19 protein-coding genes are annotated in these 14,118 nt (G+C 72.6%); 6 read left to right on the top strand and 13 right to left on the bottom strand.

Going from position 1 to position 14,118, the window contains the following annotated elements; all coding sequences use genetic code 11:
- Window positions 1–230 precede the first annotated feature (230 nt).
- Window positions 231–845 (top strand): LPXTG cell wall anchor domain-containing protein, encoded by a 615-nt coding sequence (locus ACWEPX_RS17800; RefSeq protein ID WP_451898269.1) that lies wholly within the window; start codon window positions 231–233, stop codon window positions 843–845.
- Window positions 846–891: 46 nt separating this feature from the next.
- Here the strand turns inward: ACWEPX_RS17800 and ACWEPX_RS17795 are convergent, their stop codons facing one another.
- The 3 genes from ACWEPX_RS17795 to ACWEPX_RS17785 all read right to left on the bottom strand — a co-directional run bounded on the left by ACWEPX_RS17795 (window position 892) and on the right by ACWEPX_RS17785 (window position 3,457).
- Entirely contained in the window at window positions 892–1,365 is a 474-nt protein-coding gene (locus ACWEPX_RS17795; RefSeq protein WP_451898268.1) for an Lrp/AsnC family transcriptional regulator, read from the bottom strand.
- A gap of 43 nt (window positions 1,366–1,408) precedes the next feature.
- Window positions 1,409–2,560: a trans-sulfuration enzyme family protein gene (locus tag ACWEPX_RS17790; protein ID WP_451898267.1), complete on the bottom strand. Its 1,152-nt coding sequence runs from the start codon at window positions 2,558–2,560 to the stop codon at window positions 1,409–1,411.
- Window positions 2,561–2,833: 273 nt separating this feature from the next.
- Complete coding sequence (locus ACWEPX_RS17785) at window positions 2,834–3,457, bottom strand: TetR/AcrR family transcriptional regulator (RefSeq protein ID WP_451898266.1); 624 nt, start codon at window positions 3,455–3,457, stop codon at window positions 2,834–2,836.
- 41 nt (window positions 3,458–3,498) lie between these two features.
- Between ACWEPX_RS17785 and ACWEPX_RS17780 the strand changes: the two genes are divergently transcribed.
- Window positions 3,499–3,933, top strand: a complete 435-nt coding sequence (locus ACWEPX_RS17780; RefSeq protein WP_451898265.1) for an HIT family protein — start codon at window positions 3,499–3,501, stop codon at window positions 3,931–3,933.
- 59 nt (window positions 3,934–3,992) lie between these two features.
- Entirely contained in the window at window positions 3,993–4,706 is a 714-nt protein-coding gene (locus ACWEPX_RS17775) for an SMP-30/gluconolactonase/LRE family protein (RefSeq protein ID WP_451898264.1), read from the top strand.
- A gap of 21 nt (window positions 4,707–4,727) precedes the next feature.
- Here the strand turns inward: ACWEPX_RS17775 and ACWEPX_RS17770 are convergent, their stop codons facing one another.
- The 5 genes from ACWEPX_RS17770 to ACWEPX_RS17750 form a co-directional block, all read right to left on the bottom strand.
- Window positions 4,728–5,330: a DUF3558 family protein gene (locus ACWEPX_RS17770; RefSeq protein WP_451898263.1), complete on the bottom strand. Its 603-nt coding sequence runs from the start codon at window positions 5,328–5,330 to the stop codon at window positions 4,728–4,730.
- A 223-nt stretch (window positions 5,331–5,553) separates the two neighbouring features.
- Complete coding sequence (locus tag ACWEPX_RS17765) at window positions 5,554–6,105, bottom strand: DUF3558 family protein (protein WP_451898262.1); 552 nt, start codon at window positions 6,103–6,105, stop codon at window positions 5,554–5,556.
- A gap of 13 nt (window positions 6,106–6,118) precedes the next feature.
- Complete coding sequence (locus tag ACWEPX_RS17760; protein ID WP_451898261.1) at window positions 6,119–7,060, bottom strand: hypothetical protein; 942 nt, start codon at window positions 7,058–7,060, stop codon at window positions 6,119–6,121.
- Between the two features lie 3 nt (window positions 7,061–7,063).
- A complete protein-coding gene (locus tag ACWEPX_RS17755) occupies window positions 7,064–7,354 on the bottom strand; it encodes a hypothetical protein (RefSeq protein WP_451898260.1) in 291 nt (96 codons plus the stop codon).
- Between the two features lie 163 nt (window positions 7,355–7,517).
- Window positions 7,518–7,667 (bottom strand): hypothetical protein, encoded by a 150-nt coding sequence (locus ACWEPX_RS17750; protein WP_451898259.1) that lies wholly within the window; start codon window positions 7,665–7,667, stop codon window positions 7,518–7,520.
- 601 nt (window positions 7,668–8,268) lie between these two features.
- Between ACWEPX_RS17750 and ACWEPX_RS17745 the strand changes: the two genes are divergently transcribed.
- Window positions 8,269–9,027, top strand: coding sequence for a hypothetical protein (locus ACWEPX_RS17745; RefSeq protein WP_451898258.1), 759 nt, complete (start codon window positions 8,269–8,271; stop codon window positions 9,025–9,027).
- A gap of 302 nt (window positions 9,028–9,329) precedes the next feature.
- Here ACWEPX_RS17745 and ACWEPX_RS17740 read toward each other — a convergent pair whose 3' ends face one another.
- From ACWEPX_RS17740 to ACWEPX_RS17725, 4 genes are all read right to left on the bottom strand, one after another.
- Window positions 9,330–9,983: a hypothetical protein gene (locus ACWEPX_RS17740; RefSeq protein ID WP_451898257.1), complete on the bottom strand. Its 654-nt coding sequence runs from the start codon at window positions 9,981–9,983 to the stop codon at window positions 9,330–9,332.
- Window positions 9,984–10,039: 56 nt separating this feature from the next.
- Window positions 10,040–10,996 (bottom strand): LysR family transcriptional regulator, encoded by a 957-nt coding sequence (locus ACWEPX_RS17735; protein ID WP_451898256.1) that lies wholly within the window; start codon window positions 10,994–10,996, stop codon window positions 10,040–10,042.
- A 63-nt stretch (window positions 10,997–11,059) separates the two neighbouring features.
- A complete protein-coding gene (locus tag ACWEPX_RS17730; RefSeq protein WP_451898255.1) occupies window positions 11,060–11,353 on the bottom strand; it encodes a hypothetical protein in 294 nt (97 codons plus the stop codon).
- A 58-nt stretch (window positions 11,354–11,411) separates the two neighbouring features.
- On the bottom strand, window positions 11,412–11,987 hold the full coding sequence (locus ACWEPX_RS17725; RefSeq protein ID WP_451898254.1) for a hypothetical protein: 576 nt from the start codon (window positions 11,985–11,987) through the stop codon (window positions 11,412–11,414).
- Here ACWEPX_RS17725 and ACWEPX_RS17720 point away from each other — a divergent pair.
- Window positions 11,986–12,405: an SRPBCC family protein gene (locus tag ACWEPX_RS17720; RefSeq protein WP_451898253.1), complete on the top strand. Its 420-nt coding sequence runs from the start codon at window positions 11,986–11,988 to the stop codon at window positions 12,403–12,405. The genes ACWEPX_RS17725 and ACWEPX_RS17720 overlap by 2 nt on opposite strands.
- A gap of 66 nt (window positions 12,406–12,471) precedes the next feature.
- Window positions 12,472–12,672, top strand: coding sequence for a DUF5302 domain-containing protein (locus ACWEPX_RS17715; protein ID WP_451898252.1), 201 nt, complete (start codon window positions 12,472–12,474; stop codon window positions 12,670–12,672).
- A 60-nt stretch (window positions 12,673–12,732) separates the two neighbouring features.
- Here ACWEPX_RS17715 and ACWEPX_RS17710 read toward each other — a convergent pair whose 3' ends face one another.
- Window positions 12,733–14,100: a WS/DGAT/MGAT family O-acyltransferase gene (locus ACWEPX_RS17710; protein WP_451898251.1), complete on the bottom strand. Its 1,368-nt coding sequence runs from the start codon at window positions 14,098–14,100 to the stop codon at window positions 12,733–12,735.
- Between the last annotated feature and the right edge of the window lie 18 nt (window positions 14,101–14,118).

Here is a 14,118-nt window from a genome sequence, read left to right as displayed (position 1 = left end):
CAGTGCCAGCGCGACTGGGGACGCAGCTCACGATGACACACGGTGCTTCTCCTCTTGTGTACCTCACCCGATAGGGGGATGGCGAGCAAATCGAGGCAACGACACAGAGGTGACATCACCGGTTTCTCCGGCCACCCAGGTGAATTCTCACCCTGTTGGGTGACTATCCTCGCGATCCGTCACTGATCGCCTGCGCGCGGTCACCTCGCGTCCCCCTGAAGGAGCCCCCGTTGGGCAAGCTCACCCACCTGCTGGCGGCCGCGGTCCTCGCGGCCACCGCCACCGCCGCGTTCGCGGGCACCGCCGCGGCCCACACCCCCTACATCAAGGCCGACTGCACCCCCGAGGGCACGGTCCTGTCGGTCCGCCTTGAGGCCTACAGCGCGAACGTGGTCAACACCGTCACGGTCACCGACGGCGAAGAGGTCCTGGCCGAGGAGGAGTTCGGCGTCCGCTACGAGGGCGAGTGGACCGTCTCCGCCGAGGTCGACCACACCTTCACCATCGCCGTGGTCGCGGGCGACGACGCCAGCGGCAAGCGCGGCTGGACCTTCACCAGGCACGTGGAGGAGGCGGCCTGCGTGGTCCCGACGACCACGACCACCGCGCCCGAGACGACCACCACGACCACCGCCGTCGCGCCGACGACGACCACCGAGGCCCCCGCGACGACCTCGGCGCAGGCCCCGCCGCCGTCCGCGGCCCCGACCAGCCCGGCGCCCGCCGAGGACGAGCTGGCCGACACCGGCGCGAGCATCGCCCTGCCGCTGGCCTTGGGCGCGCTGCTGCTGGTCGGCGGCGTCGCCGCGCTCGTCCTGGTCCGCCGCCGGGCCGCCGCCGAGTAGCCCGGGCGTCCCCCGCGCGGAAACCGCCCGCGCGGGGGACCCGCCGTCACTGGATCGGGGTCTGCACCGGCTGCCCGATGGCCTCGAACACCAGCAGGGTGTTGACCGAGACCACCTCCGGCCTGCTCAGCAGCCGGGTGATCAGCAGCTGCTGCAGGTGCGTGGTGTCCGGCACCGCGACCTGGATCAGGTAGTCGTCGGGCCCGGCCACGTGCAGCAGCGACACGGTCTCGGGTTGTTCGAGCACGAAGGACTTGAACGCCTCCACCACGCGCTGGCGGTGCGGGCGCACCCGCACGGATAACAGCGCGCTGATCGGCCTGCCCAGCGCCGCGAGGCTGACCGTGGCGTGGAACCCGGTCAGCACCCCGCGCCTGCGCAGGGAGCGCACACGTTCCAGCGCCGTGGACGGCGCGACCCCGACGATCGAGGCGAGCTCCTTGTTCTGCAGGCGGGCATCGCGCTGCAGCTCGCGGAGGATCGCGATGTCGATGGAGTCGAGTTCGGCTGGTTGGCCCATTCTGCTCTCTTTCCGCCCCCGGACCCGTCCGGCCGAATCTACGTCAGACGTGAGCAACCTTCAGTGAGGCCTCCAGGTCTGCGCGTAGGTCTTGCTCATCTTCCAGCCCAACCGACATCCGCAACACCCCTACCGCCGGTTTGGCGCAATCGGCCACCGGCCTGTGGGTCAGCGACGCGGGGTGTTGGATCAGGGTGTCCACGCCCCCGAGGGAGACCGCGTGTGTGATGAGCCGCACGTGCTCCACCGTACGGGCTGCTGCGGTGAATCCGCCTGCGACGGTGAAGGCCACCATCGCGCCCGGACCGGCCATCTGCGGGCCGATCAGCGGCCCGGACGGGTAGTGCACGCGCTCGACCAGCGGGTGCTCGGCCAGCCACGCCGCCAGCGACGCCGCGGTGCGCTGCTGCTCGCGCACCCGAACGGGGAGGGTCTGCAACCCCCGGTGGAGCAGGTAGGCCCCCAGCGGGTGCAGCAGCCCTCCGGTCACCGCGCGCACGCGGCGCAGCCGCGCGGCCCACTCCGCCGACGCGGCGACGACGCCGCCCATGACGTCGCCGTGGCCGCCCAGATACTTGGTCGCCGAGTGCAGCACCAGCGCCGCGCCGTGCTCGGCGGGCCGCTGGAGCACCGGGGTGGCGAAGGTGTTGTCGACCACCACCGGCACCGCCCCGGCCTGGGCGACGACGGTGGCGATGTCGACCAGCTCCAGCGTCGGGTTGGCCGGGGTCTCCAGCAGCACCAGCCCGGTGTCCTGGCGGATCGCCGCGGCGACCCCGTCGGGCTCGGCCCAGGTGACCTCGGTGCCGAGCAGGCCGCCCGCCAGCAGGTGGTCGGAGCCGCCGTAGAGCGGCCGGACGGCGACGACGTGCGGCGTGCCCTCGGCGCGGGCGGCCAGCAGGCAGGCCGACAGCGCGGCCATGCCGGAGGCGAACGCCACGGCCGCCTCGGTGTTCTCCAGGCGGGCCAGCGCGGCCTCGAAGCGGGCCACCGTGGGGTTCCAGAGCCGCTGGTAGACCAGGCCGCCCTCGGCGGGCGGGACGCCGCCGCCCGCCAGCGCGTCGTAGGCGGCGGCCCCGGCGGCCAGGTCGGGCACCGGGTTGGTGGTGGACAGGTCGATCGGGGGCACGTGCGCGCCCAGGCCAGCGAGGTCTTCGCGGCCCGCGTGCACGGCGAGCGTGGCGATCCGGCTCATCCGCGTCTCCAGTTGTGGTCGGGACGCCAGGATCACCCCAGGTCGCACGCTGCGGGCCGGTCGCTGAACCGCAGGTGCGCGGGATCGGTCGGGAAGCCGCCGCCGATTCGCCCGAAGCCCCTCCGGGAGCGCTCCCATCGAATGCTGTTCGGCATGCCACCGGAAGGCGGTACCCGCGCCGGGAACGCCCTCGCTCGCTTTGTTGCAAGCACGAACAAAGGGAGGGGCGGGGCGGCGTCCGCCGACCCTGCGGCGCCGCCCCGCCACCCGCCCCTAGTCCGGCGCGTGCTCGGCGACGAGGTCGACGATGATCCGGTGGGTCTTGGCCAGGGTGTCCTGGTGGCCCGCGTCGACCAGCCGGAAGGCCAGCCGGGTGAGCACGTCGCCGACCGTGACGCACTGCAGCAGCGCGGTGCGCAGGTCGGCGGTGTCGGCGAAGCCGAACCGGTCGACCAGCAGGTCGGAGAGCGTGTCGGCCAGCGGGTCCTCCGGGCCGCCGTTCTCGTCGAGCTCCGTCGCGGCCAGCCCCGCCTTGCTCACGGCCCGGAACCCGTCGTCGGTGCGGCACATGTCGACGTAGATGGCGAAGGACCGGTCGACCGCGGCGCGCCAGTCGCCGTCGCCGAGTTCCTTCGTCGCCTCCCGCACGAGTTCCCGGTACCGCACCGAGTTGCGGCCGTGCACCGCTTTCATGACCGCGAGCTTGTCGGGGAAGTAGCGGTAGACAGAGCCGATGGACACCTTGGCGGCTTTGGCGATGTCCGCGGTCGTGGTGCCCGAGAAGCCCTTCTCCGCGGCCACGCGGGAAGCGGCGTCGAGGATGCGCTCGATGCGGCGGCTGGCGCGGTATTGGGTGGGCGTCCGGCGCACCTCGTACGGCGTGTCTGGAACGGTCACGGGCACCATTGTGCCCAGGCGGATTCGGATGGGAGTGCCAGGTGGCGAAACAAGTGTCGGGTGCGTGCGCGTTCTGCCGAATCATCAGCGGCGATCTGGGGGCTTCGGTCGTCCATGAGGATGATCGGACGATCGCCTTCCTGGACCACCGACCGCTGTTCCGAGGCCATACGCTGCTGATTCCCAAACTCCACGTGCTCCGGATGAGCGACCTCCCGGCCGATCGGGTGGCCGACTTCTTCCTCCGTGCCCAGTGCCTGGAGCGCGCCATCGAATCGGCAACGAGTTCGGCGGGCTCGTTGGTGCTGCTCAATAATGTCGTTAGCCAGTCGGTTCCGCACATGCACTTGCATGTCATCCCGCGCAATCCGCGGGACGGACTGCGCTTCTGGCTCGGCCCCCGGGTCGGCTACGACGCCGAGCACCCCGCCGAGGACTACGCCGAGCGCATCCGGACCGCACTGGCGGCCCTTTGACCCCTTGCGCGCGGGCGGCCGGTCCTCCAGATTGGTTTGGACCAGTTGGGGGTGCCACGATGACCACGACCGCGCACTCGCTCGCCGGACCCGCCCGCGCGCCGGTGTGGTGCGGCCAGCAGGTGACCTGGCTCGACCAGACCGCCGAACGCCTGCGCGTCGGCCGCCTGACCGCGGGCGCGCTCCGCCAGGTCGCCGCCTACGCCGTCGACGGCCGCCCGCTCAGCGCCCTGCCCTGCCGCACCGGCTGGCTCGTCGCCACCCCCACCCAGGTCCTGCACCTGCGCCGGGACGGCCGCCAGACCCCCACCCCCTGGCCCGCCGCCACCCTGCTCACCTGCGACCCCGGCGGCCGCCTCTGGCTGGCCACCCCCACCGCCCTGCTCCGCGCCGACCTCACCGGCCGCCTCCACACCGCCGCCGAGGGCCCCACCCTCGCCCTGGCCTGGAACCCCGCCGCCACCACCCTCTACCGCGCCACCCCCACCGGCATCCACGCCCACCCCTACGACCTCCCCAACGGCCACCTGTCCCAGCCGGTCCCCCTCTCCCCCACCCCCGCCACCTCCCTGGCCGTCGACCGCTCCGGCCACCTCTGGGCCGCCCTCCCCACCGGCATCCACCGCATGACCGCCCCCGCCCCCACCATCCCCGTCCCCACCCCCACAGGCTGCTGCATCACCACCGACACCCTCCTGATCAGCACCCCGACCGGCCTCCACAGCCACACCGCCCCGACCGGCGGCCGCCCGGCGACCCTGTTCGCGGGGTAGCCCTGGGGAGGTTCGCTGCTGTCACCGCCTGCTTCGGACGAGCGCCTGCATGACCTCTTCCTGCACCTTGCGGTTCAACTCGCAGCGATCGTCGCTGTCGACGGGCTGCATGGGCGACTGGCGGAACTGCACCCCCTGCCGCTCCCCCACCCCGACAGTGAGTCGACACAGGACATCCGCCTCCGCGTAGCCGATGGCCGGGAAACCCCAGACCCGCATGTCAGGAATCCACACCAACCGGTCCTCAGTCGCCCGGGCGTACTCAGCCCCCAAGACGTCCTCGCCGTCGAAGAGCTCCACCTCGACCCGGTACGGCTCCCCCGGCCACGTGAACACGCAGACCGAACCCTGCGCCTGCCCGACCTCCGCAGCAGGCCCATCAAAGCCGATGCGGATCGGCGAGGTGAGCAGACCGCAGGGATCGGCGACCCACGAGCCGAGGGAGATCGGCCGGTCGACCGCTGGAGACGAGGTGAGCGGAACCGGTGGGGAGGGGCTGGGCTGCGGTGCGGGGCTCGAACAAGCGGCGAGCGCAGCCATAAGAGCCGCCACCAGGACCGACCGCTCACGCATCCCGGCCCCGCCGTTGCGCCTGCGGTCGAGGTCGGCCCGGTAGCTCGTCATGGTGACTCCCCCTTTCCCGATCTTCGTATCGGACCGGGCCAGGGTGGCGGGCGGGCTTGCAGGTGCGGCACCCGTTCGGCCCAACGGGGTGCTCGGCCGTGCGAAATGCGCAGGATGGAGCTATCCGATGGGGATGTACTGACGCGCTAACGACCGTTATCGCAGCACGCCAGTCCGCGAGGCTTCTCCGCCTCGGGCGAGGCAGCGCAGCGACCTCCTGGTGCTACCTCGGGCGCTCGACGATTGTGCGGAGGGCTTGGGCTTCGACTTGGCCGATGCGGGCGCAGGGGGAGCTGAAGCCGTAGGTGGCGGGGATGGTTTGGCGGATCTGGAGGCCCTGGGTGTCCGACAGGCCGATCGTCCACCGGCAGGTGTTCTCGTCGGATATGTGCTGGACGGCTGGGTAGCCGAAGGTGGCGGGGAAGGCCCACCAGGTGTAGGTGGTGAAGTCGGCGGCGTCGTACTCCGCGGCCAGGACGTCCGTGGTTGGGAAGACCTCCAATTCCAGCCGGCGCGGGATCTCCTTCCACTGCCAGACGCACACCGTCGGTGAGGCGCGGGTCGCGGTGGCGGTGATCATGCCGTGGTCGGCGGTCTCCATCGTCATGCGCTGCTCGGCCAGGCCGCACGGGTCGTCCGCCCAGCCGCCGAGGGCGATCGGGTCAGCCACCGCCGGGGCGGTGCTCGGCGGCTTGCTCGTCGCAGGCGGCGCAGGAGCCCCGGACGGCGGCGTGCTCCGGTCCGCGCAGCCCGCGCTGGCGACCAGGACCGCCACCACCCACACCCACCTAGCCCGCACCGTCATCACCGCCGAGAACACGTCCGATCGGGTTGTCCGTCGAGTTCTTCTCCGCGACGTAGCGCTCGCGCTCGCGGGCGACGTCGGCGCTGAAGGCCGGAGTCGGGCGGAGATCGCTGTAGAAGTTCTCGTAGCGGAAGTCCGGGCTGTCCACATCGGTCGACGAGGGCAGCGGCCGGAGGATGTGCGGGCTGCCCGACACGATCGAGCCCAGGTAGCCGTCCATCTTCATGCGCAGCGCCCGCACGGCGTCGTCGTAGCGCTCGCCCAGCTTCACGATGGCGTTGCCCGCCGAGGCGTACACCTCCTCGGGCGTCGTGCCGCCCAGCGCGGTGACGACCTCGGCAGTCGCGGTGACAGCCGCACCCGCCGCGATCCCCGCCATCGCCAGCGATCCGCCCGCGCTGGGGATCGCGAGCGCGCCCGCGATCAGCACCGCGCCGATCTTGACGGCGAGGTCGACGCGCTGCTCCTCCTCGTCGGCGCGGAACTTCCGGGACACGGACAGCCACTCGCTCATCAGCGCGTGCAGGTCGTCCCTGGCGTTGGTGGCGAGCAGGTAGGCCGCGATGAGGTACTTGAGGAGTTCGCCCGTGTGCTCGCGCTGGGCGGTGGCGAACTCGCGGACGTTGGACATGTGCTCCTTGAACGCCTGGGCGGCCGTGCCGTCCCAGTCCCCCAGCGAATCGTCGACGGCCCGCAAGGCGGCCGCGGTGATCGCGTGGGTGTCCTCGTGCGCGTTCGCCGCGATGGCGTCGAACAGCTCCACCACCACGGTCGGGGAGACGGACAGCATCGTGCTGGCCAGCCCGTAGAGCCGGTGGTCCAGGTCCATCGCCGCGCCGGGGTCGGCCATCAGCTCCCCGGCCTCGGCCGCCGTCTGCGCGATGAGGTCGAACAGCGGTTGGTCGCTGGGCCAGTCGACGTCCACGGGCTATTCCTGCCCATCGGCGCGTCGGTAGAGGGCGACGACGTCCTGCAGGGCCTCGCCGGTGGCGCGGACGGCTTCGGCGCCATCCCGGGCCCGGTCGCGCAGCGCGCCGATGAAGTGGTGGAAGCTGTTGTTCAGCAGGCCGGACCAGCCGTCGGGCGCGTTGACGCCCTCGTACCCGGTGAGGCGGTCGGCCTGGAAGTCGAACATCAGCGCCACCTGCGGCAGCCGCCAGGTCGCCACCAGGGCCAGCTCGTCGAGGTCGGCTCGGAAGCCCATCTCGGGTTGTGTCATCGCCACCCTCCCGTGATCTTGGATAGCAAGACGGCTCGGGGCCGCGGCGTGGTTTCCGACGCATTGCACTCGATCGGCTCAAGCGCGGTAGCCGGCTGCGGAAAGTCCTCCGGCGAGACGTGCGTGTCAGTCGGCAGCAGAGCCGACCAGCCCCGGCCGCCGGTCACGCTCGGCCCTTCACCAGCGAGCGCAGGACCGCTTCCTGCGCCCGTGCCGACAGCAGGCACCGGTTCCCGCCCGCAGGCAGCATGGGCGTCTGCGTGAACCGCAAGCCCTGGCCTGCCGAGACGCCCACGGTGAATCGGCGCAGCATTCGAATCGAAGGTCTCCGGGTGGTCCGGTGGGCCGAGCCGCACCGGCTCGGTGAGCAGAGCGCACGGCTTGCCCACCCATGCGTCCACGGTGATGGGCTCGTCCACGCGCGGGACCGAGGTGAGCGGGACCGGCTGCGGGGTGATCGTCTGCGCGGGAGGCGGCGGCTCGGATTCGGAGCAGGACGCCAGCACCAGCACCAGCGCCGCCAGCCCGACCAGCCCGCGCGGGCGCCGCCATCGGGCCCACAAGGACCCACGGCCGCTCATCCCCGCCCGTCGACGCGCCGGCGGCTGCCTGCCTGTTCCAGCAGGTAGGTGAGGTACGGCAGGCTCCACGCCGCCACCATCCCCAGTTGGTCGAAGCTCTCGCGCGGGCTCGTCATGGTGGGTCCCCCCTTTCCTGATCTTCGTATCGGATCGCGGTGGGGTGGGTTGGTGGGTTGCAGGTGCGGCACCCGATCGGCTCAGCGGGGTGGGGGCTGTCGGAGGGAATGGGCCGGATGGGGCTATCTGGCGGGGGTGGGGACGAGGTAGTCAGGCAGAGTGGATGACGCTGCTCGGTGGTGGGCGCCTGCGGCCGTGGTGGCTGTGGCGTTGGTGGTGCCGTTTCTCGCGTGGGCGGTGCTCGCGGTGCCCGATTGGGTGATGTTGGTGGCGTTGGCCGTCGCCGTGGCGGGGGCGGTGGGGGTGGTTCGGCAGATCGGGGTGCAGCGGGAGCAGATGGCGTTGCGGGTGGAGGCGGCGCGGGAGCGGCAGATGAAGGCGCCGCAGGCGGTGGTGGAGCCGCCGCGGGAGGAGCACCACGTGCCTGCGATCCCGGTCGACAGCGCCGAGCCGTACTACCGGTTCACGCTCTCCTGCAAGGTGTACTGGCGCCCCAACGGTCCGCTACCGCAGCACGCCAATCCGCGCGGGCTTGCGGTGCACGCGGTGTTGGAGCGGGCGCGGCAGGTGACCGTGCAGGGGTCGCCGATGGATCCCGAGGGGGTGCAGGTGCGGCTCGCCGCGGAGCTGGGGGCGCAGCTGGCGGATCGGACGGGGCAGATCACGGCGTGGGCGGAGGAGGTGGGGTTGGCGGTGCCGCACGAGGACGCCGAGCGGCTCAAGCGGTTGCAGGACCTCCGCAAGGAGAAGCAGCTCCGCGACCACGAGCGCGAGCTGGAGCAGGCCGCGCGCGCCTACCTCACCGACGAGGTGCTGGCCGACCCGGGCAAGGCCGCGGTCTGGTGGCTGGCCCGCCACCCCGAGCAGGTCCGCGAGGCCGCCGAGCTGCTGCCGACGTTCGCCCAGCTCAGCGCCGCGGCCCACGGCAGCGAGGTCATCCTGGAGCGGGTGGAGCGGCCCCAGCTTGAAGACTGACGACGGACAAACTGGACACAAGACGGCAAAGGGCCCCGGGAGCGGCATGAAGCCGACCCGGGGCCCGAACGCTCACCGTGCGAGGGCGCTGCCCGCGGTGTCCCGGCCGCGGGCGCGTTGCGGTGAGACTGGACGGTGGTGTCCCCGCGGCCGACCCTGCACGGCCTGAGGCACCGTCCGGCACCCATATTCCCCGCAACTTGCGCCTTCCGGCAACCGCTTCGGCAATAACAACTGTTAACTGCCTCGAATACGCCGCCCGACCAGCTCCGGAAGCCGGGACTGGAAACCGTGAACGACGCTCAGCCCCAGCGGAACCCGTAGCACCCGGGACCGAAGTTCAGCGCCACCCCGTGCACGGTCCGTCCCCGGTCGAGCGCAGCCGGTCTGCTGTCCTCGATGCCCCGGTCGTCGCGCGTGTACTGCTCGCAGAACTCCGGCTCCTGGTCGAAGCCGACCTCCAGGACGAACTCGCGCACCGGCAGGCGGAACTTGCGCTCGTAGGAGCCGTCCGCCATCGGCACGTCGACGACCTCGTGCTCGGTGATGACCGTCTCACCGCGCGCCAGCGGCCGGTCGAACAGCAGCTCGGCCACCATCAGCCCCGCTTCCGGGTCCGCGGCGACCCGCCCGAGCGCGCAGTTGCGCAGCGGGCGCACCTCCGGCAGGGGCCGGTCGGGCTCGTCGGCCGAGATGACCAGGACCCAGCGGTCCGGGCCGTCGGCCTCGGCGCGCAGGACCTGCCGGGACACCGCCGTCATCGTGGCGCCGACGTGCACGCGGTCGTGCTGGCTGAGCCGGGTGAGCCGCTCGTCCCAGGTGGTGTCGAGCTGGCTGAGCACGTCGTCGACCGGGGTCGGATCCGGGCCGGAGGCGCCGATCGCGGGCAGCCCGCCCGCCGTCCGCGCCCAGCGCCGCCGCTGCAGCGGTGTGCGCGGATCGGACTCGGCTCCCATGCGGACTCCCGGTGCGAAGACCGTCTATCGTGGACTGGTCGGGTGTGCGGCACGCCTCAGGTCAGCGTAACGCCGTTCTCGTCCCACCACCGGGCGTAACTGGGGTTGCGGGTGGTGAGGGCCAGGTAGGACTCGGCGATGAGCTTGCGCAGCAGGGCGGGCTCCACCGGCGACGGCCGCCGCCAGGCCAGGTCCAGCCGCACGGTGATCGGGTCGCCGCGCAGCGGGCGCACCACCAGGCCGCGGCCCTCCAGCGAGGTCGGCTGGGCCAGGCTGACGCACTGCCCGGTAACGATGAACTCCCGCGCCGAGCTGGCGTCGCTGATCTCGTGGCTGATCCGCGGCTCGAACCCCGCCTCGCCGCAGGCCCAGCGCAGCGCGGCCAGCATCCCGGCGTCGACGTGCGGGTCGACCATCCAGTTCTCGTCGGCCAGCGCGGCCAGGTCGACCTCGTCCTCGGCGGCCAGCGGGTGATCGGCGCACAGGGCGACGAACCGCGGCTCGACGGGCACGACGACCTCGCGCAGCAGCCCGTCGGGCGGGGTCACCTCGAAGCCGACGGGCTCCACCACGACCGCCGCGTCCAGCCGGGCGGCGCGCACCCTGGCCAGCAGGTCGGCCGCGCTGGGGTCGCTGTGCACGTGCACGCGCAGCGGGTCGTCGTGCGCGGCGACCAGGCGCGGGACCACGGCCGAGGCCAGCGCGCCCGGGTAGCAGCCCAGGTGCAGCTCCACCCCGCCCGCCGTGCCCGACCCGGGCGGCGCGACGGTCTGCAGGCCCGCCATCTCGCTGACCACGGCCCGCGCCTTGGACAGCACGGTGCGCCCGAAGCCGGTCGGCACCACGCCGCCGCGCCCGCGCTCGAACAGCGGCGCCCCCAGCGCCCGCTCGATGCGCTGCACCTGCGCGGTCAGCGAGGGCTGCGACATCCCGAGCGCGGCGGCGGCGCGGGTGATGCTGCCCTCGTCCGCCACCGCGATCAGGATCCGCAGATGCCGGAACTCCAGTTCCATGCGCACATGTTATGGACCGGTCCTATGGACCAAGATCCAGGTCGCCTACCGTCCGGTATGCGTTCAGTCGGTGATGACCAGCCGGGCCGTCCCGTCGGTCACCGAGCCCACCTCGACGCGCACGCCGTCGACCAGCGCCGCCTCGCCCGGATTGAGCGTCACGTCGACACCCGCGCCCGAGACGCGCACCGCCCCGCCCGCCACCACGGCCTTGATGCGCCGGTCGAGCACCTCCAGCGTCGGGGAGCCGGAGACGGTCAGCTCACAGCGGTGCTCGGTGCACGTCCCCGCGTCCCGGCCCTCCACCGCGCACGAGGCGACCAGCGCCAGCACCAGGAGAAGTGATCTTGGGGCCATGCGCTGCACATCGCGGGCGCGGGGGCGGCCGTAACAGGGCCGGATCGGTCAAGGCCGGTCAATGCGCCGTTCGGGGGCGGGCCGGTCGGGGCACCCTGGTCAGCGCCCGGACGCGGCGGGTCCGACCGTGCTCGGCCAGCAGCACCAGCAGCTCGCCGTCGACCACGGCGGCCAGCTTGCGCTGGGCCCAGTCGGAGGCGGCGAGCACGGCCGCGGAGTCGACCGGCCGCCCGGCGAAGGCGTCGAGCAGCAGGCGCCACTCGGCGAGCCTGCGGCGGACGAAGTCCACGTGCGCGCACACCGGCTCGACCCGGTCGGCCCAGTCGTGGAAGTCCAGGCTCGACCTGGCCCGCTCATCGATGCGCGCGACCACCGCCGCGATCGCCATCTCCTGGTCCGGGTCGGCCAGGACCAGCCGGAGGAAGGCGGCCTCGTCCTGCGGCACCGCGTCCCGGTACCACTCGAAGCGCAGGTGCTCGTCGGCCGCGAGCGCGGCGTGATCGTGCCAGGGGCGCCCCGCCAGCGCCGCCACGGATGCGATGTGGTCGAGCAGGTTCACCGTAAGTCCTCCGCGCAGGGAGGATAGTGGTTGCACGCCGGAGACGATCATCGCGGTCCCTATGCTGACCGGCATGGAGTTCACCGCTGACGTCCTGATCGATGCGGATCCGGCGCGCGTCTGGGCCATCTTCACCCGGGTGGAGGAGTGGCCGGACTGGACGGCGTCGGTGGTGTCGGCCACCCGGCTGGACCCCGGCCCGCTGGCGGTGGGCACGCGCGTGCGCATCAAGCAGCCGAAGCTGCCGACCACGGTGTGGACGGCGACGGAGCTGACCGAGGGCCGCTCGTGGACGTGGGTGGCGACCGGGCCGGGCGTGCGGACCACCGCGGTGCACCTGGTCGAGCCGCACGGCGAGGGCAGCAAGGTGACGCTGCGGCTGCGCCAGGAGGGGTGGCTGGGCGCGCTCGTGGGCAGGCTGACCGCGGGCCTGACCGACCGCTACCTGGCGATGGAGGCGGAGGGACTGAAGTCACGCGCCGAGCGGGCGTAAACGAGTCGACCGATCAGCGCAGCCGTGCCAGGCTGGGGCCACAGCCGCGACGCTCGGGAGGTCCCCATGGCCGAAACACCGAAAACCACAGCCGACACCGAGGTCGAGCCCCAGCCCGAGGACGTCCGCGAGCGCTTCAAGGCCGCCTTGGCCCGCAAGAACGCCCGGGCGACGGAGGGCGAGAAGCACCTCAACTCCGGCTCCAAGGTCCACGACGCCCACAGCCGGGTGGGCGGCAAGCGCCAGTTCCGCCGCAAGAGCGGCTGAGCGGGGTTTCCAGGAGGCGGCACGGCTCACGCGAGCCGTGCCGTCGGCGTTTGCGGGCCCCTACAGCACCGCCTTCTCCAGCTCGGCCAGGGCCGTGTCCAGGTGGCCGAGGAGCCGTTGCAGGTGCGGCACACTGCGGCGGCAGCCGGTGAGGCCGAACTCCAGGCTCCCGGCGTAGCTGGTGACCGTGATGTTGAGCGCCTGGCCCTCGTAGGGGATCGAGACCGGGTAGAGGCCGACCATCTTCGCGCCGTTCCAGTACAACGGCTGCTGGGGGCCGGGCACGTTGGAGATCAGCAGGTTGAACGACGGCGGGGTCAGCCGCAGCGCGCCCGGCAGCAGGGCGACGGCCAGCGGCGCGAACGGGATCGCGCTCAGCGCGGTGATCTGGAGCTGGCTCATGCCGCGGTAGAAGTCCTTGCCGCGCTGCATCGAGTCGGAGATGGTGACCAGCCGCTCGCCCGCGTCGGCGAGGTCGGTCGCCAGCGTGCACAGGATCAGCCCGAGCGCGTTGCCGCCGTCGGCGGTCTCGTCGCCGCGCAGGGACACCGGGACGGCGGCGATCAGCGGCTTGTCGGGCAGCGCGCCCTGCTCGCCGAGGTACTCGCGCAGGGCGCCCGCGCACATGGCCAGCATGACGTCGTTGACCGTCGCGTCGGCCGCCTCGCCGACGGCGCGCACCCGCTCCAGCGGCCAGCCCTGGGCGGCGAAGCGGCGGGCGCCGGTGATGGGGACGTTGAGCATCGAGCGCGGGGCCTCGAACGGCAGGGCCGCGGCCTGCTCGGCGAACGCCTGGTTCAGGTAGCGCACCACGGCCGGGCCGAGACCCACGACCTCCCGCACCACCCTGGCCGCGGCGGCCAGGCCGGTCACCGGGTCGGGCTCGGCGCGGCGGTCGGCGGGCTCGGCGCCGGGGACCTCGGCCCACGGCGGGCGCAGGCCGCGCTCGGCGGGGTCCTCCGACAGCGCCTCGCGCATCATCCGCAGCGCGGACACGCCGTCGAGCAGCGCGTGGTGGATCTTGGTGTAGACGGCGAAGCGCCCGCCCTCGACGCCCTCGACCAGGTGCGACTCCCACAGCGGGCGGTGCCGGTCCAGCAGCGAGCCGTGCAGCCGCGACACCAGCTCCAGCAGCTCGCGCACCCGCCCGGGGGAGGCCAGCCCGGACAGCCGGACGTGGTACTCCAGGTCCAGCAGGTCATCATTGGTCCAGACCATCTGGCCGACGGAGTTCACCGGGCCGCGCGGGCGCCTGCGGAACAGCGGCCGCAGCTCGTCGACCTCGATCAGCGACTTGTGCACGTCGTTGACGTAGGAGGGCTCGGCCCCCGGCGGCAGCTCGAACAGCTGCAACCCGCCCACGTGCAGCGGATGCTCGCGCGACTCGCCGAGCAGGAACATCGAGTCGGTGACAGGCATCAGCGGCATGGCACCACGCTCCCACCG

The sequence above is a fragment of the Actinokineospora sp. NPDC004072 genome (assembly GCF_053604195.1).
This window is presented reverse-complemented; position numbering and strand designations above follow the sequence as displayed.

What these genes read in the sequence shown, in the direction of transcription:
- ACWEPX_RS17795 (WP_451898268.1), bottom strand. Translation starts at nt 1,365, where the DNA reads ATGGGCCAACCAGCCGAACTCGACTCCATCGACATCGCGATCCTCCGC.
- ACWEPX_RS17790 (WP_451898267.1), bottom strand. Translation starts at nt 2,560, where the DNA reads ATGAGCCGGATCGCCACGCTCGCCGTGCACGCGGGCCGCGAAGACCTC.
- ACWEPX_RS17775 (WP_451898264.1), top strand. Translation starts at nt 3,993, where the DNA reads ATGACCACGACCGCGCACTCGCTCGCCGGACCCGCCCGCGCGCCGGTG.
- ACWEPX_RS17770 (WP_451898263.1), bottom strand. Translation starts at nt 5,330, where the DNA reads ATGACGAGCTACCGGGCCGACCTCGACCGCAGGCGCAACGGCGGGGCC.
- ACWEPX_RS17755 (WP_451898260.1), bottom strand. Translation starts at nt 7,354, where the DNA reads ATGACACAACCCGAGATGGGCTTCCGAGCCGACCTCGACGAGCTGGCC.
- ACWEPX_RS17750 (WP_451898259.1), bottom strand. Translation starts at nt 7,667, where the DNA reads ATGCTGCGCCGATTCACCGTGGGCGTCTCGGCAGGCCAGGGCTTGCGG.
- ACWEPX_RS17740 (WP_451898257.1), bottom strand. Translation starts at nt 9,983, where the DNA reads ATGGGAGCCGAGTCCGATCCGCGCACACCGCTGCAGCGGCGGCGCTGG.
- ACWEPX_RS17735 (WP_451898256.1), bottom strand. Translation starts at nt 10,996, where the DNA reads ATGGAACTGGAGTTCCGGCATCTGCGGATCCTGATCGCGGTGGCGGAC.
- ACWEPX_RS17730 (WP_451898255.1), bottom strand. Translation starts at nt 11,353, where the DNA reads ATGGCCCCAAGATCACTTCTCCTGGTGCTGGCGCTGGTCGCCTCGTGC.
- ACWEPX_RS17720 (WP_451898253.1), top strand. Translation starts at nt 11,986, where the DNA reads ATGGAGTTCACCGCTGACGTCCTGATCGATGCGGATCCGGCGCGCGTC.
- ACWEPX_RS17725 (WP_451898254.1), bottom strand. Translation starts at nt 11,987, where the DNA reads ATGCCGGTCAGCATAGGGACCGCGATGATCGTCTCCGGCGTGCAACCA.
- ACWEPX_RS17715 (WP_451898252.1), top strand. Translation starts at nt 12,472, where the DNA reads ATGGCCGAAACACCGAAAACCACAGCCGACACCGAGGTCGAGCCCCAG.
- ACWEPX_RS17710 (WP_451898251.1), bottom strand. Translation starts at nt 14,100, where the DNA reads ATGCCGCTGATGCCTGTCACCGACTCGATGTTCCTGCTCGGCGAGTCG.